Here is a 25,175-nt window from a genome sequence, read left to right as displayed (position 1 = left end):
AACTTTTTAAGGAGGGTCTTCTATATGAAGTCTTCGTATAAGAAACATTTGTACACTACAACACTCAGCCTCTCAGCGGCTGTCTTGCTTTCCGTTATCGGTCATGGCCAAGCTTCAGCCGATAGCTTAGAAGCGCCTCAAACAGAGCCTAGCACGGCCCTTGAAGCGACACCTGCTACTGAGCAACCTGTGACCGCCGAGACGACCAGTCCCGCTGCATCCACAGAAGTAACTCCTGCTAGTCCTACAGAAACCGCAGCGACTTCTGATGCGGCTTCTACAACAGAAGTTGCTCCAACCGCTAGTCCAAGCACTACCCGTGCTACAACGACCGCTGACCAAGCGACTCGATTGACGGATAGCACCATTTATCTCTCTGAAAAGAGTACGATTGATGACAAAGTCCAAGAAAAAGCTCAAGCTGCTGGCAAGATCAGCTGGACCTTAGACAATAAACCTCTCTCTGAGTGGAAAACCTGGGATATGGAGACAGGAACACTGAGCAAGGATCCATTCCTTACTATCACAGAGACCGCAAACGGCAATGATCTGGATCTCCACATTGACGTGCAGGATCTCTTTGGTGAAGATCTCAGTCTTCGTAGCCCAAATAATATTCGCCGGACTTACCGCAACTACATCGGCAACCATGAACTGGTCGGGACCAATGCAGACTTAGGTGTGACCATCAATAAAACCCTTGTTTTTAGACCTTACCAAGACTACCATACACATGAAGAGATGCTGGCTGCCATCGAAAAATCCAAGGAAGAAGCGAAACCCGATCGTTTAGTGCAGCTGGAAACTCTTGGCAAGAGTGCCCAAGGCCGGGATATGAAGATGGGGATCGTGAGCAAGGACCAAGCCAGCATTGATCACTACCTTTCTAGTACCAACCCTACAGCTTTGACTAAGCCAAGTGAAATGCTGGCAGCTCTGAAGGACAAGACCTTGGATTACAAATTACCTGTCTTAGTCCACAACACCCACGCGGATGAACAACCAGGCATTGATATCATCACAGGCCTCTTCAATACTTTTGCGACCAAGGAAAAGGTGACCTTTAACACCACCGATGAAGCTGGAAATGCTAAAACAGTCACGCTAGATATTCCAACCTTGCTCAATAAATTCATCTTCTTATTTGACTTCACGGAAAACCCAGATGGGGATGCTCTCAACCTGCGGGCCCTAGCAAACGGGCTCGATCCAAACCGGGATGCCAGCTACCAAACCAACCCTGAAGTTCGCACGGTTATCCAAATGATCAACAAATGGAATCCAATCGCTCTCTACGACTTACACGGTTTTGTCAAAGAATTCTTGATCGAACCTGCAACTCCACCACATGATCCGAACTTCGAATACGATCTTCTGTCAGATCTGATGCTAGAAAATGCCCATCATATGGGACGGGCAGGAGTTGCCAATTCTAAATACGATAGTTACATCATTCCAAAACTGGATTGGGGCGATGGCTGGGATGACTCCTTCTCTGGCTATACAGGAGTTTATGCTGTCTACCATGGTATCTTAGGCCATACTATCGAAATTCCGGAAGGAAATGAAGAATCCTACAAAGCAGGTCGCAATGCTGTCCTAGGAGGGATTGACTTCCTCAACCAAGATCCGGACCGTCTCCTTGAGATGCGTCTCAACTTCTACCTGCGCGGTCTCAATAAAACCGAAGATCCAAAAGCCGAAAATGAACTGGTCGGCCCAAATGGAGAAATCGTTGGACGTGTGAAAAATGGTCGTCCGAAATTCTTCCCAGACTACTACGTCATCCCAATGAGCCTCGACAAAGACAACGATGCCCAAGAAGCCTTCAATATGATCGACTACTTCAAACGCAATGGTGTCCTCGTCAAGGAACTCAAAGAAGATATTGGCAACTATAAAAAAGGGGACTTAGTCATTGACATGGCCCAAGCCAAACGTGGCTATGCTAACCACATTCTCTACAAGGGTTCCAACGAATCTGCCTGGGCTGCTATGTACGCAGAGTTGCTGGTAAACTTCCCAGATATGAGAGGGTTCAAGTCCGAACCTGTCTTTGCGGATGGTCTTTTCAACGGAAAATTAGGAGAAGTCACCACCACCCGCGCCACTCGTACCTCTGAGATCGATCCAAAAGCTCCTTACTATGTGATCGCAAATACCTCAGCCAGTGCCGTTAAAGCTGTCAACCAGGCTATTGCACAAGGAAAATCTGTCTACCTAACAGATGATGGCTACATCGTTGACCGCGATACCTTTGCTTCGCTCCTACCAAACTATGCCATTTATGGTGATGCCCTCTACAAGGTGCCTAGTGGCCCAACCTTGAAACCGATGAAGGTCTACTCTCCAAACTACCACTATAATTGGGCTGGAGTAGATGCGCCTGCTCATACTAGTTTGGTCCTTGAAAAATTAGGCTTCCAAATCGTCAATACGCCAGAAGAAGCGGATGTTGTTATTTTGGAAAGCAATCGCTTTGACGCTTCCATTTTTGGCAAGAAACCAACCCTTGTCATTGGCGGGGAAGCCATGCAAAAATTGGAAAAATTGGGAGTTCTTACAGGATTTGACGCTGAAAAACTAAAAGGCGGTAGTGACTACGAAGGCTTGATGAAAGCGATCATTGATGATCAGGATCCATTGACCAGCGGATACAAGAAGAATACCCTCTTCTACTCCAACTCAGGAAACTGGATTGAAAAGGTTCCAGAGCATTTCAAGACCTTGATGAGCATCGCTCCAAGCGATTATTATATTGCAGGTTGGTGGCCACATAACGATGTTCTGGCTAACAAAGTCATGGCCATCTCTGGAGAACTGATGGGACAACCACTCTTTGTCTATGCAGGAAATCCAACCAACCGTCAACACCCTGTCCACTTCTTCCGCTGGGTAACCAATGCGATCTTTGGCAGCAAGTTGGCAAGCTTGATGGATTACGTTCCAGCTAAAGAACCAGATCAAGTGGTAGTTCCAATTCATAACCAAACAAGCAATCCACAGCCAATCTTGGCCAAGAAGGACACTCCTAAAGTGCTCCTTCCACAAAAAGAAACAACTGTGGAAAATGGAGAAAGCGTGCAAGCTTTGACTTACCAAGTAGGACAAAGCTTCCAAGAAAGTCCAGCTAAGGCACAATTGCCACAAACTGGAGAAGACACAACCGCACACTTCATTCTTTCAGGCTTCTTGTTAGCCGTTAGCGGAGGCTTCCTCCTCTTGAAAAAGAAAGAAGTTGAGTAAGTTCCAGGTTTAGACTTGGATGACACGAAAAGAACCTTCGCAGACGCGAAGGTTCTTTTTGGAGATAAAATATCTTTCAAAACTTTCCTTAGGTGAGTACGGACGTCAGCGAACTTCTTCGAAGTTCCATGACTTAGTTTTGAGCCTAAGGTCTCAAAACTCCCGAGTGTTTGAAACAATAATGTTTCAAACACTTTTCTCACAGCGGAAAGTTTCAGTTTATACTTGAATGATTCTAAAGTATAGAAAACTTTTATAATGTTCTCCAGAATATTTAATGAACATACTATTCTACATTAAATCCTAACACTGATGCAAAGTTTCTCCTTATTCCACCAATTCCAACACAACCGTTTGGTAAGGAGCTAATTCTAGCACTTGGTCTCCTTCTTGGAATAATCCTGCTGTATTATTTAAAACGACTGTTTTAATCGGAGCTGGCAACTCCAAGGTGGCCTGGCGATTTTGGAAATTGCTGACAACCAAGAGACGCTTGTCCCCACGGCGTTCAAAGGCGATGATGTTTTCACGGTCCCGATACGCTGGGATCATATCTCCGAATCGGATGGTATTTCCATAAAGGGGATGGCGATACAAGGCCGTCAACTGGCGATAGTAATTCAAGATGGAATTTGGATCCTTTTCTTGATCTTTCACATTGATGGCAACATTTGGTTTGGGACTGATCAACCAGGCTGTTCCATCGCTAAAGCCCAATCCTGGCTCCGCTGACCACTGCATGGGTGTCCGCGCATTGTCCCGGCTGTAGTTGGCAATCGCGGCCAAGGCTTCTTCCTCGCTTAAACCAGCTTCTTTCGCGACGTGGTAGCCATTGATGGTTGCGATATCATCAAAGTCCTCCACCGATTCAAAGACTTGGTTTTCCATCCCAATTTCTTGGCCTTGGTAGATAAAAGGAATTCCCTTACGCAAAACCTGAATAGTTCCCAGAGCTTTTTTACTGGTATCGTTTACTGGACCTTCCGCAATATAATGGGACACCCCACGAGTCTCGTCGTGATTCTCGATAATGGTCGAAAGAACCCCAATGCTATCCGCGCGCTCATGGGCTTGGAAAATACTTTCCTTGAGTTCATCTGCAGTTGGAAGAGCATGGTCGAACCAGCCTTTTCCTTCCTGACCCAGCATGGTTTGTTTGAAGTCAAAGATGGAAGAGAAGACACCATCTTTTCCAATAAAGAAGTGCAATTCTTCATCGGTTTCATTGAAAACTTCCCCTACAGTGAAGGCATTGTACTTGGCGAAAGTTCGCTCCTTTAACTCTCGCAGGAAAGGTTCAATCGGTTGGGCATTGACCAGCGATTCCGGCACTGGAACCAGGCCATTGTCACGATCGGACGGAAGCGAACGCCATTCTAAATCTTTTTTAATGTTGATAATGGCGTCAATCCGGAAGCCAGCGATTCCCTTGTCCAACCACCAATTGATCATCTTGTAAATCTCTTCGCGTAAGACAGGATTTTGCCAATTGAGATCCGGCTGATCCTTGTGGAAAGAATGGAGATAGTATTTGTTGGTGCCAGGAACTGGTTCCCAGACACTGCCTCCAAAGTAACTTTCCCAGTTGTTGGGTTCCTTGTCACTTTCGATGAAATAAAAGTAGTCCGCATAAGGTCCATCTGGATCCGCTAGAGCTTTTTGGAACCACTCGTGATGACTGGAGCAGTGGTTGACCACCAAGTCCATGATGATGGAAATGCCCCGTTTCTTACCTTCCGCAATCAGCTCCTCCATATCTTCCATAGTTCCAAAAATAGGATCAATGGCATAATAGTCAGAAATATCATAGCCCTGGTCAATAAACGGACTCTTGTAAATAGGCGATAACCAGAGGATATCAATCCCCAAGTCTTGAAGGTAATCGAGTTTCTCCGTGATCCCTTTTAAGTCCCCAACACCATCTCCATTGCTGTCTTTGAAGCTTTTTGGGTAGATCTGATAAGCGACCTTCCCCTTCCACCAGTCTTTTTCCATGTTTTGTCTCCTTAAAATGAAAGAAACTGAGACATATCGTCTCAGTCTCTACAGTTTCAGTAGGTATTAGTATACTGTTTTTTCAGTTTCTTTGTCGAAGAAGTGAGCTTTGTTCAAGTCAAATCCAAGTTCGATGGTTTCACCAGTTCCAAGGTAGTCACGTGCATCTACTTTAGCGATGAATTCGTTGTCACCAACTTGGCAGTACAAGTGAGATTCTGAACCAAGCAACTCAGATACAGAGATGGTTGCTTTCACGACTGATTCTGGGAATGTTTCAAGGAAAGCAGCTTCTGTATTCACGTCTTCTGGACGGATACCAAAGATCAATTCTTTACCATCATAGCCTTTTTCTTTCAAGACTTTCAAAGCACCTTCTGGAACTTTCAAGTTCAATCCATTGGCAACGATGTGTCCACCTTCCAATTTCACGTTAATGAAGTTCATAGCAGGGCTTCCGATGAATCCAGCTACGAATTTATTCACAGGGTTCTTATACACTTCTTGCGGAGTACCGATTTGTTCTACACGTCCGATAGTACCTGTACCAGCTGGGTTTTTAGTAGCAGACATGATAACGATACGGTCAGCCAATGTCATCGCTTCTGTTTGGTCGTGAGTTACGTAGATGGTTGTAGCTCCGATACGACGGTGGATTTTCGCAATTTCAGCACGCATGGATACACGAAGTTTAGCATCCAAGTTTGACAAAGGTTCGTCCATCAAGAACACTTTTGCATCACGGACAATGGCACGACCCATGGCCACACGTTGACGTTGACCACCAGAAAGGTCAGCTGGTTTACGATCCAAGAATTCTTTCAAGCCAAGGATTTCAGCTGCTTCTTGTACACGTTTGTCGATATCTTCCTTGCTGTATTTACGCAATTTCAAACCAAAGGCCATGTTATCGTACACAGTCATGTGTGGGTAAAGAGCGTAGTTTTGGAATACCATGGCGATGTCACGGTCTTTAGGTGCCACGTTGTTTACAACGACACCATCGATGGAACATTCACCTTCTGTGATATCTTCAAGACCAGCGATCATACGAAGAGTAGTTGATTTACCACATCCTGAAGGACCTACGAAAACGATAAACTCTTTGTCTTTGATGTCCAAGTTGAAGTCTTCAACTGAGTAGTGTTCGCTGTTTGGATATTTTTTGTATATATTTTTAAGATTCAATTCTACCATGATGGTACTCCTTTGATTTTTATAGTTCTATTGTAAATGAAAACGTTTTACATTTCTATGGCAAGTCTCACAAAAAAGAAAAAGAGTTTTGTGCAAGTTGCACAAAACTCTGGATTGATTCCGTTTAAATCACATCTTGTAAAACTAAATGATAGCACAGGGCTAGATCTGTCAGATTTTTCAACTGAAGACCCGTCAACTCCTCCCACTTATCAATCTTGTATTGGAGCGAATTGCGGTGGAGATAGAGTTGTTGGGCGGCCTTGGTTACGACTGCCCCATTGTCCCAAAGAGCAACAATGATGTCTTGCAATTGATCTTGACTTTCAATCAACTGATGCAAGCTTGCTTTGATTGGGGTAAGATCCAAATCTGCCTGCTCGATTCCCCACAGATAGAGTTGAGAAAAGCGATAGACACCTTGATGGCCTTCTCGAATCCAAGCTCGAAAGACAGCCTGTTCTGCTCGGATGACAGGAGACACTTTCCCGTCTTTAGACTCGGTCCATACTTGCCCGACCAAGATAGATAAACGAATATTGAAGTCATACTCCATGGCAGAGACAGTATCTTTTAAGATATCGGCCACAGGTAAAGACTGGTCTTGGTCCAGAATGAGCACATAATCTTGTCCGCTCAGTTGCAAGGTTGCTCGGAAGTTGGGCAAGAGTGTCTGCATCATCTCTAACCAAGAAGCCGTCCCTTCCGCTGTTGAATGCGAGATGTGGCAATAGACGAGCTGCATTTTTTTGATGACTTGAGGGGCTTCTCCCTTTCCATCGATCAGGTACTGGTACCAAGGATTAGGGGCAACCTCTTCTTCACCGCCTAACCAGGAAATCAATTGTTTTTCTCGCTCGGTTAGCTCTTCTTCCTTCAGCAGCAACCATTGATGAGCCTGAAGGGGAATGGCTACATAACCAGCTGGTGGATTGGCTTGATCCGTCACCTCTGCATGAGGAAACCACTCTCTGATATTTTTCACTGCTTTCTTCCTTCTTCTACTTGCTGGATGCACCAGTCAATCAGCTCTTCTAGACGAGAGAGCTCCCCCGTCATATGGAGATAGCCCATGACAGCCTCAAAGCCTGTCGACATCCGATAAGTCACGACATCCGCATTTTTGGCCTTGGTATGGCTATTGGTATTGCGACCGCGTTTGTAAATCTCCAACTCTTTTTCCGTTAGAATTTCTTGCTCCAGCATGCTTTCAATCAAGCTGGCCTGAGCTCTAGCAGATACATAGCGGGTAGCAGCCTGGTGAAGCTTATTAGGCTTGGTCATCCCTTGAAAAATCAGGTGTCTGCGAATATACATGGAATAGACCGCATCTCCCTCAAAGGCAAGGGCAATCCCATTGATTAGATTGACATCAATCACGTGTCCACCTTACACCTTCTTTTGTATCCAAGAGCTTGATTCCTTGTGCAGCCAATTCATCGCGAATGGCATCTGCTCGCGCAAAATCTTTCTTAGCCCGCGCTTCCTGACGTTCAGCGATCAAGGCTTCAATATCCGCATCCAAGACTTCTTCGACAAAGACCACTCCAAAGACTTCTAACATCTTGGTCAAGGCATCCTTAACGTCTTGATTGTAGTGACCTGAATTGATCCATTTGGCCAATTCAAAGACGACAGTAATCCCGTTTGCCGCATTGATATCTTCATCCATAGCCGCGATAAACTTGTCCACAAAGCCTTGCAAGTCTGCTGGATCCACTTCTCCTGTAAACGGCTGTTCATAGGTATTTTTCAAATACTTGAGGTTGGTCTCCGCATCTCGCACCGCTTTTTCTGTGAAGTTAATGGGCTTGCGGTAGTGCTGGGTCGCAAAGAAGAAGCGAAGCACTTGGCCGTCGATAGTCTTCAATGCATCATGCACGGTGATAAAGTTGCCTAAGGACTTGGACATCTTGACATTATCAATATTGACAAAGCCATTGTGCATCCAGTAATTGGCAAAAGTTTTGCCTGTTTTAGCTTCAGACTGGGCAATCTCATTGGTATGGTGTGGAAACTCAAGGTCGGCTCCACCACCGTGGATATCAATAGTATCCCCTAAAATCCCCGTTGACATGACCGAACACTCGATATGCCAACCCGGGCGACCAGGTCCCCAAGGACTGTCCCAAGAAATCTCACCTGGTTTGGCAGCTTTCCAGAGGGCAAAGTCGACTGGATTTTCCTTGCGAGCTGTTTCCTCATCTGTCCGACCTGAAGCGCCTAGCTCCAAGTCTTCTAGGGTTTTATTGGCTAACTTGGCATAGTTGTGGGATTTTTCCACACGGAAATAAACATCCCCTTGACTCTCATAAGCATAGCCTTTTTCGATCAAGTCAGCGACAAAGCGAATGATGTCATCCATAAACTCGACCACACGAGGATGGCGAGTTGCAGGTTTCACGCCAAGAGCCGTCACATCCTCACGAAAAGCCGCAATGTACTTGTCTGCCACTTCCTGAGGTGTGATACCTTCTTCTTTGGCACGGTTAATGATCTTATCATCCACATCTGTAAAGTTGGAAATGTAGGCAACTTCGTAGCCACGATACTCAAAGTAGCGACGAATCGTGTCAAAGGCCACCGTTGAGCGGGCATTCCCTACGTGGATATAGTTGTAAACCGTTGGCCCACAAACATACATGCGGACCTTTCCTTCCTCGATGGGGATAAATTCTCGCAGATCACGAGACATGGTATCATAAATTTTTAACACGCTTCATTTCCTTTCTGTTTCTACTCTTTTGGCTTCAAGTAAACCACCTGAGTCTGTGTGACAAAGCCAATCTTTTCATACAAGCGTTTGGCACCTACATTGCTGTCTTCCACTGCAATCTGAAATGCCTTGTCATTTTGCGCAATGAGTTGGTTGACGAGGGATTTTGCTAGATAGCTTCCGTAACCTTGCCCACGATAGACTTCAGCAATCGCAAGTCCATAAAGGTAATTGCATTTTCCAGATACATCGACCGTACAAACGCCAATCACTTGACCTTCTTTGAGTAATATGTACAGCAGACTATCAGGATCCTTTAAAGCCTCTGAAATGTATCTGTGGCTCACTTCCGGTGCTTCCACTTCATCTGAAAAGGTTTGGTGGTGGAGCTGGGCAATGGCTTCAAGATAAGAAGGTTTTGCCAAGAGCACATCGACATCCGAACGGGAATCTAATGCATAAGCGGTTCGATCACGTCCTAACCAGGTTTCTGTTTCGTCATCCTCGTCCAGTCCCCAATTGCTGGCAAAATCAGGATGATTCTCTAGAAAAACACGCTCTGTTTGAAAAGTTACAGACTCAATTGGATAAGATGCCGTTTCTTTCTCAAAACTTCTATACAAAGCTTGCGCAATTCCCTGACGACGATGATTAGGATGGACCAGGATCGCCACATCCACATCTTGGTCATCTGCATAGACGGTTAATAGGCCAACAAGTTCACCTTTTTCATAATAAAGGAAAAAGGCGGGCATATCGGGGTCAAAATTGAGCATATTGGAGAGATAAGGATCCCGAAACGTTCCGTCATAGTTCTGACAGACGGCAATAAGGGCTTTTGCTTCCAGTAGTTGGTGGTCATTCAATGTGTTGGTTGATTGAATCACGTAGCGATCTCCTTACAAGCTCGAAGACCGATGACTGGCTTCCTTGGCATGCTCCAGCTTGTTCATGTAGTATTCGCGTTTTTCTTCTTCTTGGTGAATGACTGGTTCGTCTTTTCGACCGTGCACCCGCACGATCTTGGCAGGAACACCGACAACGGTCACATCACTTGGTACATCTGAGACCACGACAGCCCCTGCTCCGACTTTGGCCTTAGCTCCAATTTCCACCGGGCCGATGACTTGGGCATGGGCGGAAACCAAGGCTCCCTCACGTACCGTCGGATGGCGTTTGCCGACATCCTTTCCTGTTCCCCCAAGGGTCACCCCGTGATAGAGCATAACGCCTTTTTCAACAATGGCTGTTTCCCCGATAACGAGGCCCGCTCCATGGTCGATAAAGACACCAGAAGCAATGGTCGCACCTGGATGGATCTCGATCTGAGTCCAAAAACGCCAGAATTGGCTGTGCATCCGCGCCAAGAGCTTAAAGCCATGGTTCCACAAAAAGTGGGAAACACGGTGAGCTGCCAGTGCTTTGACGCCCGGATAGGTCAAAAGGACCTCCAGCGAGGTACGCGCTGCTGGGTCATTTTCTTTTACAATATTGATGGTTTCACGCCACCATCCCATACCGTGCTCCTCCTTTTCTAATGATTATTCTGAATCTTTTTGTGTAATGGTAAAGTCTTTTTTAGGTTTGTGGTCTTTATTGTGGTGACGAGGACGATCACCATGGCGAGGACCCTTTTCACCTCTTTCTTCTGTATGTTCAGGTTTTGGCGGACGTGGTAAGAGTGCCTTCATAGAAGCATCGACACGACCTTTTTCATCAATCTTGATAATCTTGACATCCACTTCATCGCCGATCGCTACCAAGTCTTCAACACGGTTGGTACGAGTCCAAGCCATTTCAGAAATGTGAACGAGGGCATCCGTCTTGTCAAAGAGGTTGACAAAGGCTCCGAATTTCTCGATCCGAACCACTTTGGCATGGTAGACTTCATCCACTTTGGCTTCACGCACCAAACCAGCAATGATTTCCTTAGCACGGTTAATGGCATCTTGGTCGCTCGAGTAGATAGATACGTTTCCTTCTTCGTCGATATCAATCTTAACGCCTGTTTCAGCGATGATCTTATCGATGGTTTCTCCACCCTTACCGATGACAATCTTGATCTTGTCGACATCAATCTTGATGGTATCAATTTTCGGAGCAGTTGGAGCCAATTCTGGACGAACTTCTGGAATGGTTGCTTCAATGACATCAAGGATTTCAAAACGAGCTTTCTTGGCTTGAGCAAGTGCTTCAGTCAAGATTTCTGCAGTGATCCCTTGGACCTTGATATCCATTTGAAGGGCTGTAATTCCGTCACGAGTTCCTGCAACCTTAAAGTCCATATCTCCAAAGTGGTCTTCCAAACCTTGGATATCTGTCAATACGGTGTAGTTGTTTCCATCTGAGATCAGACCCATGGCAATACCAGCTACTGGTGCCTTGATTGGCACACCACCAGCCATAAGGGCAAGCGTTCCCGCACAGATAGAGGCTTGAGATGAAGAACCATTTGATTCTAAGACTTCTGCTACCAAACGGATGGCATATGGGAATTCTTCCAAGCTTGGCAATACTTGAGCAAGGGCACGCTCACCGAGAGCACCGTGACCAATTTCACGACGACCAGGCGCACCGTAACGACCTGTTTCACCAACCGAGTATTGTGGGAAGTTGTAGTGGTGCATGAAGCGTTTCTTGTACTCAGGATCCAAACCATCGATGATTTGCGTTTCACCCATTGGTGCCAAAGTCAAGACAGAAAGAGCCTGAGTTTGTCCACGCGTAAAGAGACCTGAACCGTGAACGCGAGGAAGGAAGTCAACAACCGCATCCAAAGGACGGATTTCATCGACCTTACGACCATCCGGACGAACCTTGTCTTCTGTAATCAAACGGCGCACTTCTGCGTGTTCCATTTGTTCCAAGATTTCAGCCACGTCGCGCATGATGCGGTCAAATTCTTCGTGGTCGGCATATTTTTCTTCGTAAACTGCTGTGACTTGGTCTTTCACTGCTTGAGTTGCAGCTTCACGCGCCAATTTTTCTTCAACTTGAACCGCTTTTTGAAGGTCACTGTTGTAGGCTGTGATGATTTCAGCCTGCAAGTCAGCATCTACATGAAGCAATTCAACTTCTGCTTTTTCTTTCCCAACTGCCGCAACGATTTCTTCTTGGAAGGCAATCAATTCTTTAACGGCTTCGTGCCCTTTGAGAAGAGCTTCCAACATGATTTCTTCTGACAATTCTTTGGCACCAGACTCTACCATGTTGATAGCGTGTTTGGTACCAGCTACTGTCAATTCAAGAAGAGAGCGCTCTGCTTGTTCTTGCGTTGGGTTGATGATGATTTCCCCGTCCACATAGCCTACTTGTACCCCAGCGATTGGTCCGTCAAACGGAATATCTGAGATAGAAAGTGCCAATGATGAACCAAACATCGCTGCCATTGGTGCAGATGCATTTTCATCGTAAGAAAGGACTGTGTTGATGACTTGCACTTCATTACGGAAACCTTCCGCAAACATTGGACGGATCGGACGGTCGATCAAACGCGCTGTCAAAGTCGCATCTGTTGAAGGACGTCCTTCACGTTTCATAAAGCCACCAGGAAATTTCCCAGCCGCATACATTTTTTCTTCGTAGTTGACTTGAAGTGGGAAGAAATCCCCAGTTGCCATTTTCTTAGACATAACGGCAGCAGTCAAGACAGTTGACTCACCATAACGCACGACAACAGAGCCATTTGCTTGCTTCGCAACCTGACCAGTCTCTACGATTAACTCACGACCCGCAAAAGTCGTTTGAAACACTTGTTTTGTCATTGTAATCCCCTTTGGATTGATAAAATTATACGACTTGCCTACAAAAATCAGGATACAAAGGGCGTGAAGAATCCCGTATGAAAATAGGAGATTGACGCAGTGTGCCACGCACACCAGGAAATCTATCTTTTTCACTAGGGATTTAGCCCGTGTTCAACTATCAAGATACTAAGGCCGTCAAAAGCAAAGTAAAAATAGGAAACTGACGAAGTCTTCGATGAAGACAAGACAGTTTATCTTTTTTACACAGCTTTTCGGCCGGGTTCAATTACGCATGATAGCATTGATTGACGCAGCCCATCTATATGTTATATCCTCATCTTTGTATCCAAGCACGTATACCTTTTATTTTAACATATTCAAGCCCAAAAGAAAAAGGCTTTACGGGCCTTTTTCTGCGAATCTTCCAAGAGACCTATATAAAAATTTTAGATCCAGGTATAGCTTCTATTTATTTTTAAGATTTCACGAATTCTGTACTGTCGACATAAAAGCGTGTTTTATGGGTTCCACCCTTGTAATTCTTGTTGTTGCGTTTCAAGACAAAACGTCTGTATGGATCAGAAGTTCCTTGGATAGTCGTTGTCACTTCAACTGAATCTTCATTGACCACCCATTCATCCGGTGAAGGGATTTGCATCGGTGGCATCGCTCCTCCACGACCACCAGGTACAATTTCGTAGAAGGCCTTGTCTTTTGTCGAATAGAGCCAGCCGTCCTTCTTTTCGTTTGTCAGTTGGATGAGCTTGTCTTGTGACAGACTACGGATAGAGTCCGATGTCTCTTCAGCATTCAATTTATCAATGATATCTTGCAGATTATAGGTTCCCGGCGTGTAGGTATTGTAGTAATCAATGAACATGTCTTGCGGGTAACCATCAACCGCACCGTGATCATTGTTCAACTCCAGCAAACGAGTCGGTTGCACCTGAAGTGAATAAGTCAAAGACGCACTGTTTTCAATAATCGAGTAGATATCCGCTTGGTCTGCTTTTGACAAGGTTCCAATGGCTTCTTTATCATGTTCATCTGACTTAGCTTCTTCTGTTTGCTCTTTTTCTTGGGCTTTGTCAGATGATTTTTTGACCGATGAAGCTCCTACCGGACTGTGCTTACGCTCATAGCGTTTTGGAGCGCAAGCTGCTAGGGAGAGCAAGAGGGCTGCAGCTAGTAAATATGTTCCAATTTTTTTCATGTTTGTCTCCTTATTTTTTAGTTCACACGGTAGTACAAATCGTTCCCATTCGTAGCATCACTCTTACTCCAGTAAATGGATTCACTGCCACCTTCTCTTGAAGGAATGAAAAGAATAGGCGTGTCATTCGTTGCCCCAGGCATCCGACTAACTCCGTGTAAATTGCCTTCCTTGAAGTAAAAACCAGAAAATTGAACACCATTGACAGCACTACCATTGACCTTCACAATTCCTTGCGCATCAAACTCAATACTCGTACCGTACTTATTTTTCCAAACTCCCGCTACACTTGAGAAATTTCCAGCTTTTATTTCATCTAGATTCATCTCAGTGCTTGTTTTGGCAGGGGCAGGAGCTGATTCGGCATTTCCATCCACTCGCGTTGTATAGTCAAGGGCAATCCAGCCTTGTCCAGATTCTAATTTGCCCCAGGTATGACCATCCGCATCTATGGTTTCCGTAATGGTATGAGTTCCTTTTGCGATCATTCCTGCAGATGGAGCTGAAGTAGATGGTTCTTTTCGAATACGAAGATCCGACACACTGACTTGCACTTGGAAGCTTTCTGATTTTTTCTCTTCTGCTTTTGCTGTTGATTTGGAATCCCCTGAACCGTCAAAAGTTTTCCAGTCCAGCTTACTGAGGTCCAACTGCTTGGCTGAAATCCCAAGAGCCTTCTCTGCTGTTTGGTCCCCACCAATTTGAATGGTTGCTTTCTTTTCTTCCTTGGCTTCCCCTTTTCCTAGCGAATAAAGGGTCAATTCCCGGTCTGGGCTCACAGATTGCCAAGTGGCGTAGACAATTTGCCCATTATCAAAAAGGTCTAGGCTGGAGCGATAGCCACCAACCGCAGCTGTATAAGCTGTATGGAGCAATTCGGCTTCTTGACCCTTGAGGTAATAGATGGCAGAAACATATTGTTTTTTTCCAGTGTATTGATTGGACACCAAGAGCTCATCCACACCATCTTTGTTCAAGTCTGTAAAAGCGTATTGGAAGGTTACCGGAGTTCCTAAGCGCTCCAAAGCATCTAGATAGATGCTTTCTTCTGAGCCAGATTTTATCTTACCTAATTCCGCAAACAGGCCTGACTTATCGCCATTTTTAAGAGCTGTATCATACTTAGCATACCGCTCCAAAACCTCTTGATAATACTTTTGACCCGTATCCTTCTTTTCTTTTTTAACCGATGATGACGTTGCTGTCTTTGGTTTACTTTGGCGTTCATAGCGTTTGGGCGTACAAGCCACCAGAGCTAGAACGGACGCACCCGCCAGTAGTGAAATCATAACCTTTTTCATAAAAACCTCCTCATTTCTATCCTAGTATATCAAAAATGGTCAATTTTTCCAGCTCTTTCAAGATTTTTACACAAGCATTTTCCCCTCTCCCTCTATGTTTCTGTCCTATTTTCTGCTATACTTAAGGAAGAATACCGATCAAAAGGAGAACATTATGGAATTAAAAAAACGTTCTGAATTTCCTGAGAACGAACTCTGGGACCTCACAGCCCTTTACCAAGACCAAGAAGACTTCTTGCGTGCCATTGAAAAAACACGTGAAGAAATCAATGAATTTGTCCGTAACTACAAGGGTAACCTCCACACCTTTGAAGACTTCGAAGCTGCCTTTGCCATCTTTGAACAGATTCAGATTCAACTCAGCCACATTGGTAACTACAGCTTTATGCCCCAAACGACTGACTTTGGCGACGAAGCTTTCGCAGAGATTGCCCAAGCAGGGATGGATTTCGAAACTTGGGCCAGCGTCGAACTTTCCTTCTTTGATGATGCTTTGGTCGAAGCAGATGAAGATGTCCTCGAACGCCTGGGACAACTTCCTCACCTAACTTTTGCCATTCGCCAAGCCAAAATCAAGAAAGCTCACTACTTGGGAGCTGATGTGGAAAAGACCTTGACCAACCTGGGTGAAGTCTTCTACGGACCACAAGACATCTATACCAAGATGCGGGCAGGCGACTTTGAAATGGCTGATTTCGAAGTGGATGGAAAAGTCTACAAAAATAGTTTTGTCACCTATGAAAACTTCTACCAAAACCATGAGAATGCGGAAGTTCGTGAAAAAGCCTTTCGTTCTTTCTCAGAAGGTCTCCGCAAGCACCAAAACACGGCTGCTGCTACCTATCTAGCTCAAGTCAAGTCTGAAAAGCTGATTGCAGATATGCGGGGCTACGACTCTGTCTTTGACTACCTCTTGGCTGAGCAGGAAGTAGATCGTGCCATGTTTGATCGCCAGATTGACCTGATCATGAAGGACTTCGCTCCGGTCGCTCAAAAATTCCTCAAACACGTGGCCAAGGTCAATGGCCTTGAGAAAATGACCTTTGCTGATTGGAAGTTGGATTTGGACAGCGCGCTCAACCCAGATGTCACCATTGATGATGCTTATGACTTGGTCATGAAATCTGTGGCACCTCTTGGAGAAGAATACTCCCGCGAAATTGCCCGCTACCAAACCGAACGCTGGGTCGATTTTGCAGCCAATGAAGGCAAGGATTCCGGTGGTTATGCCGCTGACCCATACCGTGTCCACCCTTATGTCCTCATGAGCTGGACAGGACGGATGAGCGATGTCTACACCCTGATCCACGAAATCGGACACTCTGGTCAATTCATCTTCTCAGACAACAACCAAAGCTACTTCAACGCCCACATGTCGACCTACTATGTGGAAGCTCCTTCTACCTTTAACGAGCTCCTCCTCAGCGACTATTTGGAACACCAGTTTGACGATCCTCGTCAAAAACGCTTTGCCTTGGCTCACCGTTTGACAGATACCTACTTCCACAACTTCATCACCCACTTGTTGGAAGCAGCCTTCCAACGCAAGGTTTACACCTTGATTGAAGAAGGTGGCACCTTCGGTGCTAGCAAGCTCAATAGCATCATGAAGGAAGTCTTGACAGAATTCTGGGGAGACGCCGTTGAAATCGATGACGATGCAGCCTTGACCTGGATGCGTCAAAGCCACTACTACATGGGGCTTTACAGCTATACCTACTCAGCTGGCTTGGTTATCTCAACAGCGGGTTACCTGCATTTGAAGAGCTCCGAAAACGGAGCTAAAGATTGGCTAGACCTCCTTAAATCAGGTGGTAGCAAGACCCCACTTGAGTCAGCTATGATCATCGGAGCAGATATCTCAACTGACAAACCACTTCGCGATACCATCCAATTCCTTTCAGACACTGTGGATCAAATTATTGCTTACAGTGCAGAATTGGGAGAATAAAATTCAAAAAAAGCTAAAGAAGGTTCATTCTTCTTTAGCTTTTTTGCTTTTTAACTCAACTCAGCCACAATGGCCTTAATTTGTGCTGCGGTATGCACTCCTGCTACTTGTTTAACAACCTGCCCATCTTTTTTAAAGAGCAAGGTTGGGATGGACATAATGCCGAAAGCACGCGCTGTTTCTGGATTTTCATCCACGTCCATTTTTAGGATTTTTAACTCATCTTCCGAAAGTTCTTCCGATAATTTTTCTAAAATAGGAGCTTGCATGCGACATGGACCACACCAGGTTGCCCAAAAGTCTACCAAGACCAAGCCTTCTTTTGTTTCTGCTTCAAATGTTGCGTCTGTAATTGCTTTTGCCATTTTCTTTCTCCTTTAGTTTTGGTACTGGGTCAAATCTTGCTTCATCAAATAGAAGAAGACATCTCCGTAAGTCCCTTGGTAATCCAATTCATGCCCATTATAGGTCAGTTTCACAACAGGATAAAAATCTGCTACCCCAATCAAGCAAGCTTGTTGGGAGCGTTCAAACTCATCGTAGGAATCAAAATGCATGACTCTTTCTTGTTTTGCACCATCTAGATATGTAATATCAATCATATCGATAACCTCTATTTCTTAAGATGTGTCTATTGTAACTCTGTCAATTACATCTGTCAAATAAAACGACTTACTCAGAATCATGAATCTTGTCCGAAAAAAGATAACAAAAAAGCCCTCTGAATCCAGAGAGCTGTTTTGAGCTCGGGCTAAAATCTTGGTGAAAACAAAAAATCTCCCCGAAGGGAGATAGATCTGGTCTATTTTACCTTACGATGCTAGGAACCGTAGCCGAAGATTATACTCGAGTATATCGAGGCAAGGTGACAAAAAACAAAAAAGCTACTCAACTAGAGTAGCCTTATTTTCAAGATATGCTCAATTGAACACGGCCTAAGCACTTGGCAAAAAAGATAAAATCTCCTAGAAGCTGAAGCTTCTTCGTCAATTTTCCTATTTTTGCTTTGTGCTTTTGACGGCCTTTGTATCTTGAATTAACGACGAAGTCCAAGAGAGTTGATCAACTCACGGTAACGGTTAACGTCGTTTGTACGAAGGTAAGCCAACAAGTTACGACGGCGACCGATTTTCTTCATCAAACCACGGTAAGTAGCGTGGTCTTTTTTGTGTTGTTTGATGTGTTCGTTCAAGTGGTTGATTTCCCAAGTAAGGACAGCAACTTGTACTTCTACTGAACCAGTGTCACCTTCGTGACGTGCGTATTGTGCAATGATTTCATTTTTTTTCTCTTTTGAGATTGCCATGATAAGCTCCTTTTCTTTATGCTCTATCCGAGTGGCAGGTTTGGCATATCCTGCTACCAAGAAAGAGTTAGTTGTCTATTCGACCTTCTTATTCTATCAAGATTTCATCTTTCTGTCAAACACTTATGTTTCCTTTGAGAGGAGCTTTTCACTTTTCTAAAAAGAACCTTGGGAATTTGGACAGTTTGATGGATCATTCTTCAAGCAACTTATTCAAAAAGACAAATATCTTTTGGGATATTTGCCTTTTATCGGTATGAAGCTTATTTCTCTTTCCGTTTACCACGCAAGAGCAAAGCCAAAGCAAAAATTGCTAAGAGTGCACCGAGTATGGTCAACCCGTAAGCAACAACTTCACCAGTTGATGGAAGAATTTTTTTCTTTCCTTCTTTTGGTGTGGTTGGAGTTTCTGGTTTTTCCGGTGTGCTTGGCGGCGTTGTTGGTGGTGTCGTCGGTGGCGTTGTAGGAGGTGTTGTTGGCGGTGTCGTTGGTGGGGTTGTAGGCGGTGTCGTTGGCGGTGTGCTTGGTGGTGTGGTAGGAGGTGTTGTTGGTGGCGTATGACGGTTGGTTACCGTGAAACCATCAATGTTGCTTGTATAACCTGCTACTGGATCCTCTGTAATCGTGTAGGCAATCTTCTTACCTTCCTTGTATACGGGTAGATCCGTGAAGCTTGCCTGCCAATTATCAGTAGCTGTGATTTCTTTTACAGCTACTTCTTGACCATCCGCAAGGAGACGAACTGTGATTTTTTCAGGACGAAGATCATCTTTATTGTCTGCATCATCCCAGATCTTCTTGACCGCTACTTCTGTTACTTCTGGTGTGCGGCTATTGGTGATCACTACATTTCCCTTGTTACTGTCATCGACCGTACTAGTATAGCCTTTGACTGTCCCAACTTCTTTCACTTGGTACTGAATCTCTTTGCCTTTCGCTTTTAGAGGCAAATTGCTAAAGGTATGGGTCCAGTTATTTTTAGCAGAAAGTTCCACTTCTTTTCCTTGAGCTTTGCCATCTGCATAGAGCTGTACCTTAATGGCGCTTGGACGTTTGCCATCTTGGTCATTGTTGTCTTCCCAACGTTTTGTAACAGTAACGCTGGTTTTACCTGGCTTGTAGCTATTGGTAATGGTTGTTCCATCAATCGCAGCAGAGTAATTGGCTACTGTGTCTTCTGTGACTGTGTAGACAATTTGTTTGCCGTGATTGTATTTTGGAAGATTGGTAAAGACTGTCTTCCAATCAGTCGCTGCACTTAGCTCTTGGCTAGCTACTTCTGTACCATCTGCAAGGAGACGAACAGTGACCTTGTCAGGACGAACGCCATCTTGGTTATCATTGTCTTTCCAAACTTTCGTTACTGGAATCTCAACAACTTCTGGTGTCCGACTGTTGGTAATATTGGTTCCTTCAATAGTCGCTTCATAGCCTTCAACAGGTTCTTCTGAAACAGTGTAGGCAATGACATTGCCAGCATCATCGACCACATCGAGATTATCAAAATGATAAGCCCAAGTTCCTGTAGCATCTGGTTTCACTTCTTTAGAAGCAACTTTAACTCCATTTGCTAGGAGGTTGACGGTGATTTTTGATGGACGCTTGCCATCTTGGTTATCATTATCATTCCATGTCTTTTGACCAGCAACGCTTGTTTTTTCTTTTTGGTTTACGACATCACGAGAAATCGCGAGGTCATTTCCAAAATCATCCTTGCTGATCTTGATAGGTTTTTCAGAGAGCACATAGCCTGTCGGAGCTTGAATTTCTTTAACCGTATAAGCTTGTTTGATCAAACCAGTAATGGTGCCAACACCATTCTCATCTGTCGTAATGGTTCCCACTTGCTCACCTGTATCATCTGCTGTCACAGCAAAAACAGCACCTGCAAGAGCCTGACCATTTTCACCTTTTTTATGAATAGTGAAGGAGTATTTCTCACCATTAAATTTTCCATCAAGGAACTGATACAGAATATCTGCAACCTTATTTTGCTCCTTGATTTCTGTAGCTGTCATGCTAGCATTGTTTTTGTAGGATGTATTGATGGCTGGGACCTTGTCCAAATAAACATCATAACGAATCGTCATTCCTTGTTCTGGAGCTAGATCTCCAATATGAACCGTTAGAGAACGACCATCGGCACTGACAACAGGGGAATAATTCTTCGTGACATTTGTGGTGTCTCTTAAGTGATAGGCGCCATCTTCGTTATCGATCTGCCAAGTTCCAGTATGGATGTTGATAGAATCTGCTTTGATTTTTCCATCTGTAAAGGCCAATTGGTCTTTAATATCAATATTATGAAGAGCTGTGTGACCTTGATTGATGTTCAAGGTATAGGTCAATTTTAATTTATTATCTGAGTTGGTCCAGCCCCATTTGCTAAAGACTTCCGGAGTAGGAGGATTTTCACCCGGATTGACCCCTTTGTAATCGATATTCCCACCTGAAATCACTTTCTTATCGATCGTAAGAGTAAAATCAAGTGTCTTTTGCCCTTTGACGACTTGGTGGTCTACACGCGCAAAGAAACGCAGTTTCCCTGTCACATTGGCCATTCTTTCAGGATAATCCGTGTAGGTTACAGTGATGACTTTTCTTTGATCATCTACCGTTGCTGTCGCAACTTTTTGACCACTTTGATCCAGCAGGTCGATGGTGTCCGTTTCAAAGACCTTAAAGTCATCTCCAAGTTGGATAACAGTCTGATCTCCCTTTTTTACACGTCCATTTGGCAACACAAAGTTTGCTTCAACTTGAAAACTTTCCCAAACACCGAGTGGATCTGTAATGGCCCCACCAGTTGATTTCGAGATGTTTACAGATGTCACAACATCATTGATCGTATCTGCATGGACTTTAGCCGGACTATTGGGTTTGGCAAATCCTAAAGCCGCTAGTAAAAATAGGGCAACTGTTGTCACAACAGAATAGAGCCACTTTTTCATAAACGATTTTTCTCCTTTTTCTACGTTTACTAGATAAGGTATGTGAGTCGAAAAATTATCACTACATATTGTGATTTTATGCACAACCCATCTTTTTTCATTATAATCGATTTACTTTGAGAAGACAAGCTATTATATATGCTTTTTTGTATTTTAAGTACATTTTTTTGATACAAAAAAATAGAGAGTGGGACAGAAATCGGTAATTCGTTAGAATTCGATTTCGTCGTCCCACCTCCGCACAGTTGAGTAGGGCTGTAAAAGCTGATGAAATCAGCGTAGTAAAGCCCACTCAACCACTGCGTCTTGCTCGACAATCCAAATACAATTGAGAGGCTAGGACTTTTGTCCCAGCCTCTTGGTTTTTTGCTTATAAGGGAACTCCGAAGACCTCTAGGGACTTGAGTTCAGAAGGTTGGAGTCTCCGCCACTCCCCCAATTCAAGAGTTGGATCTAGCGTTAGAGGACCCATAGAGATCCGCTCTAAATCCACCACTTCCTTGCCACAGGCAGCGACCATGCGCTTGACCTGATGGAATTTTCCTTCTGCAATTTCAATTTCGACATAGGAACTGGCGCTTGTCTCATCCACCTCTAAGATCTGCAATCTCGCAGGCAAAGTCGTGAAGTCTTTGAGGGCAATGCCTGCTTCAAAACGGGCCACATCTGCCTCATCCATGATCCCAGCCACCTGGGCACGGTAGACCTTCGACACATGTTTCTTCGGTGAAAGCATGGCATGGGCGAGCTTACCATTATTGGTCAAAAGGAGCAAGCCATGGGTATCGATATCTAGGCGCCCGACAGGAAAGACTTCCTTGTGACGGGCTGTCTCATCCAATAGATCCAAGACAGTTTGGTGATAGTCATCCTCAGTCGCTGAGATGACTCCAGCTGGTTTATTAAGCAGATAATACACAAAGGTTTCATGGACCAGATTTTCCCCCATAAAGGTCACCTGATCCTTGTCTGGATCAATCTGTAGCTTCCCTGCTGTCTCTTTTTTTCCATTCACTGCGATTTTCTTTTGCTTGAGAAGCTGCTTGACCTCGGTCCTACTCCCCACGCCACAATCCACTAAAAATTTATCTAGCCGCATGATTACTTCCCGCTCTTTCGCACAATCCAAAGGCCAAAAAAGGAAATCAGGATCATGAGGATACCAGAAAATCCAAAAATGAAGGCTGGAGTAGATGAGATCGTCCCTAATAGACTAAGGACAAAGGTCGTTGCGATCGAACCTGTACTACATCCCAAAACCGCCATGGACGTTGCCTGGCTCAAGACCCCTGCTGGCATCTTATCTGACAAGACATTGTAAACTGTTGTAAGAGCTACACTGTAGGCAAAACCTGCAAGGATGGTCACAATGGCGAGCATCCAGAGATTGGTAGAAACCCCGATCAACAGTTGGGTCAAGCCATAGGCCACTCCCGAAACTACCAACAAGCGATCGCGAAACAGCTGGGTCAAGGGCGAGAAGGCCAAACCTGCCAAGATCCCAACAAATTGCATGGCTGCTAAAATAATCCCAGCAGTTTGGGCAGTACCATGCCCTACTTGCTCGACCACACTTGGAATCCGAACGGTGATCATGACATTGGACAAGACGATCGACGCCGCAACGACTGCTAAGCCGAGCGCTGTCCGCCATTGTTCCCCCGTCATCTTGACATCCCGGTGTTTTTCCTCCACTGCTTCCGTCATAGATCCATATGGCACAAATAAGAGATATAAAAGTAAGATTGGAATACTGATACCGTAGACGAGAAAGGCAGCCTGCCAGCCAAAGCGAATCAAGAGACTCACTCCAAAGGTCAAAACAGCTGTCCCAACAACCTCTGCAGAACCCCGAATGCCAAGGGTTTGGACACGTTCTTTTCCTTTATAGCGCTCACTGATAATGGCAATGGCAGAAACATTGAGCAAGCCAACCGCCATCCCGAAAATAATCCGAGACAAAAAGACAACCGGATAAGCTGGACTGATTAAGGGAATAAAGCCACATAGAGCGTAAGCGACTAGGCCTATCACAATCATCTGACGCTCTGAAAATAGGCGCCCAATCCATTTATTGAAGATGAGTGAAACCATGATCCCTGCAGAAGGAAGCGAGACCAAGAGCTCAATCATGCTGTGAGGAATTCCCTTGTAATAGGCAAACATGGCCGACTGCGCACTCGAAATCGAAAACGAGGTCGTCAAAATAAATGAAAGCGCGAGAATACTCACTTTCTCCATGATTCTTTTCATTATTTTTTCCTTTAAACTAATCTTTTTTTCACACTCCTCCTATAATAACACGAGCTAGTGACAGGACGCAATAGATTGAATTAAAAAAACGAAATGATTTCTCCATCATTTCGTTCGTGCTAGTAATTGTGAGGCGAAGACTCCTGTTAGGAGCATCAAAGCACCAATCCAGACAAAGAGCAGATGATTGGAAGGAGCTAGTGGCGTCACCAACTGGATGAAGAAAGAAGAGACGGCTGATCCGAGATTGCAGCCAATCAAGACAAGCGAGGTCGCAAGATTCAGGAGATTAGTCGGAATTTTTTCAGATAAGTGATAGAAGATACTGGTGACCCCCGTACTGTAGGTAAATCCTGCCAAGAGGGTTCCTAGAACCAGGCTCCACAGCTGTCCAGACAAGCCAATCAAGGCTAAAGCTAGACCGAAACCAAAGCACATGATCATGAGCAAGTTCTTTTTGAAAACATGTGTCAAACTAGCAAATCCCACTCCCGCTACAATCCCTGTCAATTGCATCAGACTTAGGACTGTTCCAGCTGTTGTCGCCGTTCCCATACGAGCGTCAACAATGATATCCGGCACGCGCAGGCTAATGATAGAATTGAAACAAATGATGATACCAGCAATCACGGCTAGCATCAGACTAAAACGCCATTGAGGGGAGCGAAGGCGTGCGGAACCTTTCTTTTTCTCCTTCAAGCTAGCCTGTTTTTTCCCCTTAGGATAGGGGACAAAAAGGATATAGAGGAGTAAAATCAAGTAACCACCTCCATATACGGCAAAGATCGCTGGCCAGCCTAGGGGTAAGAGTTGTCCAACAATAAAAGTCAAGATGGCAGAGCCCACCACTTCAGCAGACCCCCGATAGCCCAGCATCCGAGTCTTGTCATTGCCTGAGTACCGTTCACTGATAATCGAAATAGCCTTGGCATTGATCATTCCTGTCCCCAAACCAAAGAGAATACGACTCAGAAAGATGAGAGGATAGTCCTGCACGACCAAAGGCACAAGGCCGCTAGTTGAAAAGAGCAAGAGCCCTGCGACAATCATCTGGCGCTCACTCATCCACCGCTCGATCAGGCTATTTAAAAAGAGCATGACCACAACCGCAAAGGCCGGCAGGGAAACCAAGAGTTCCACCTGGCCTGCTGAATATCCGAATTGGCTAAAATAGGCCTTCATAGCTGGCAAACCGGCTGTAATTGAAAAAGATGAGATCAGCATGAGCGACAAGCTCAAGAGACTGATTCTTTCCATTGTTTTTTTCATTTTTTTATTTCCTACACTTTACTGGTAACAT

Annotated in this window: 19 protein-coding genes; 2 read left to right on the top strand and 17 right to left on the bottom strand. The window is 44.8% G+C overall.

The window, feature by feature from the left end; all coding sequences use genetic code 11:
- The first annotated feature begins 24 nt into the window (after nt 1–24).
- On the top strand, nt 25–3,246 hold the full coding sequence (locus NFR56_RS01455; protein WP_251457224.1) for an LPXTG-anchored zinc carboxypeptidase: 3,222 nt from the start codon (nt 25–27) through the stop codon (nt 3,244–3,246).
- A 327-nt stretch (nt 3,247–3,573) separates the two neighbouring features.
- Here the strand turns inward: NFR56_RS01455 and NFR56_RS01450 are convergent, their stop codons facing one another.
- The 10 genes from NFR56_RS01450 to NFR56_RS01405 form a co-directional block, all read right to left on the bottom strand.
- Nucleotides 3,574–5,241 carry an alpha-glucosidase gene (locus NFR56_RS01450; protein ID WP_251457222.1) on the bottom strand — a complete coding sequence of 556 codons (1,668 nt, stop codon included), beginning with the start codon at nt 5,239–5,241 and terminating at the stop codon, nt 3,574–3,576.
- A gap of 66 nt (nt 5,242–5,307) precedes the next feature.
- Nucleotides 5,308–6,438 carry an ABC transporter ATP-binding protein gene (locus NFR56_RS01445; RefSeq protein ID WP_118228587.1) on the bottom strand — a complete coding sequence of 377 codons (1,131 nt, stop codon included), beginning with the start codon at nt 6,436–6,438 and terminating at the stop codon, nt 5,308–5,310.
- Between the two features lie 124 nt (nt 6,439–6,562).
- Complete coding sequence (locus NFR56_RS01440) at nt 6,563–7,423, bottom strand: helix-turn-helix domain-containing protein (RefSeq protein ID WP_049485640.1); 861 nt, start codon at nt 7,421–7,423, stop codon at nt 6,563–6,565.
- Nucleotides 7,420–7,818, bottom strand: coding sequence for a Mini-ribonuclease 3 (locus NFR56_RS01435; RefSeq protein WP_003004765.1), 399 nt, complete (start codon nt 7,816–7,818; stop codon nt 7,420–7,422). The genes NFR56_RS01440 and NFR56_RS01435 overlap by 4 nt, the downstream gene beginning before the upstream one ends.
- Complete coding sequence (gene cysS, locus NFR56_RS01430) at nt 7,811–9,154, bottom strand: cysteine--tRNA ligase (protein ID WP_049483812.1); 1,344 nt, start codon at nt 9,152–9,154, stop codon at nt 7,811–7,813. The genes NFR56_RS01435 and cysS overlap by 8 nt, the downstream gene beginning before the upstream one ends.
- Before the next feature lie 20 nt (nt 9,155–9,174).
- On the bottom strand, nt 9,175–10,041 hold the full coding sequence (locus NFR56_RS01425) for a GNAT family N-acetyltransferase (protein WP_118228586.1): 867 nt from the start codon (nt 10,039–10,041) through the stop codon (nt 9,175–9,177).
- 12 nt (nt 10,042–10,053) lie between these two features.
- Complete coding sequence (gene cysE, locus NFR56_RS01420; protein WP_003018264.1) at nt 10,054–10,671, bottom strand: serine O-acetyltransferase; 618 nt, start codon at nt 10,669–10,671, stop codon at nt 10,054–10,056.
- A gap of 24 nt (nt 10,672–10,695) precedes the next feature.
- Complete coding sequence (pnp, locus tag NFR56_RS01415) at nt 10,696–12,918, bottom strand: polyribonucleotide nucleotidyltransferase (RefSeq protein ID WP_251457219.1); 2,223 nt, start codon at nt 12,916–12,918, stop codon at nt 10,696–10,698.
- 457 nt (nt 12,919–13,375) lie between these two features.
- Nucleotides 13,376–14,113, bottom strand: coding sequence for a hypothetical protein (locus tag NFR56_RS01410; RefSeq protein ID WP_134974606.1), 738 nt, complete (start codon nt 14,111–14,113; stop codon nt 13,376–13,378).
- Nucleotides 14,114–14,130: 17 nt separating this feature from the next.
- Nucleotides 14,131–15,414: a DUF6287 domain-containing protein gene (locus NFR56_RS01405; protein WP_251457216.1), complete on the bottom strand. Its 1,284-nt coding sequence runs from the start codon at nt 15,412–15,414 to the stop codon at nt 14,131–14,133.
- Nucleotides 15,415–15,568: 154 nt separating this feature from the next.
- On the opposite strand from NFR56_RS01405, the gene pepF reads away from it, so the two are divergent.
- Nucleotides 15,569–17,365 carry an oligoendopeptidase F gene (gene pepF / locus NFR56_RS01400; RefSeq protein WP_251457213.1) on the top strand — a complete coding sequence of 599 codons (1,797 nt, stop codon included), beginning with the start codon at nt 15,569–15,571 and terminating at the stop codon, nt 17,363–17,365.
- 50 nt (nt 17,366–17,415) lie between these two features.
- On the opposite strand, the gene trxA is transcribed toward pepF, so the two are convergent.
- The 7 genes from trxA to NFR56_RS01365 all read right to left on the bottom strand — a co-directional run bounded on the left by trxA (nt 17,416) and on the right by NFR56_RS01365 (nt 25,144).
- Nucleotides 17,416–17,730 carry a thioredoxin gene (gene trxA, locus NFR56_RS01395; protein ID WP_003013593.1) on the bottom strand — a complete coding sequence of 105 codons (315 nt, stop codon included), beginning with the start codon at nt 17,728–17,730 and terminating at the stop codon, nt 17,416–17,418.
- 12 nt (nt 17,731–17,742) lie between these two features.
- Nucleotides 17,743–17,967: a DUF4649 family protein gene (locus tag NFR56_RS01390; protein ID WP_024054957.1), complete on the bottom strand. Its 225-nt coding sequence runs from the start codon at nt 17,965–17,967 to the stop codon at nt 17,743–17,745.
- A gap of 434 nt (nt 17,968–18,401) precedes the next feature.
- Nucleotides 18,402–18,671 carry a 30S ribosomal protein S15 gene (rpsO, locus tag NFR56_RS01385; protein WP_003004251.1) on the bottom strand — a complete coding sequence of 90 codons (270 nt, stop codon included), beginning with the start codon at nt 18,669–18,671 and terminating at the stop codon, nt 18,402–18,404.
- Between the two features lie 263 nt (nt 18,672–18,934).
- The gene (locus NFR56_RS01380) at nt 18,935–21,622 is read right to left on the bottom strand and encodes a Cna B-type domain-containing protein (protein ID WP_251457210.1); all 2,688 of its coding nucleotides are present in this window, start codon (nt 21,620–21,622) and stop codon (nt 18,935–18,937) included.
- Between the two features lie 370 nt (nt 21,623–21,992).
- Complete coding sequence (locus tag NFR56_RS01375; protein WP_251457207.1) at nt 21,993–22,721, bottom strand: pseudouridine synthase; 729 nt, start codon at nt 22,719–22,721, stop codon at nt 21,993–21,995.
- A gap of 2 nt (nt 22,722–22,723) precedes the next feature.
- Nucleotides 22,724–23,875, bottom strand: a complete 1,152-nt coding sequence (locus NFR56_RS01370) for an MFS transporter (protein WP_251457204.1) — start codon at nt 23,873–23,875, stop codon at nt 22,724–22,726.
- Between the two features lie 105 nt (nt 23,876–23,980).
- Nucleotides 23,981–25,144 carry an MFS transporter gene (locus tag NFR56_RS01365; RefSeq protein ID WP_251457201.1) on the bottom strand — a complete coding sequence of 388 codons (1,164 nt, stop codon included), beginning with the start codon at nt 25,142–25,144 and terminating at the stop codon, nt 23,981–23,983.
- Nucleotides 25,145–25,175 lie beyond the last annotated feature (31 nt).

The organism is Streptococcus caecimuris, from assembly GCF_943193075.1.
GTDB lineage: Bacteria > Bacillota > Bacilli > Lactobacillales > Streptococcaceae > Streptococcus > Streptococcus caecimuris.
This window is presented reverse-complemented; position numbering and strand designations above follow the sequence as displayed.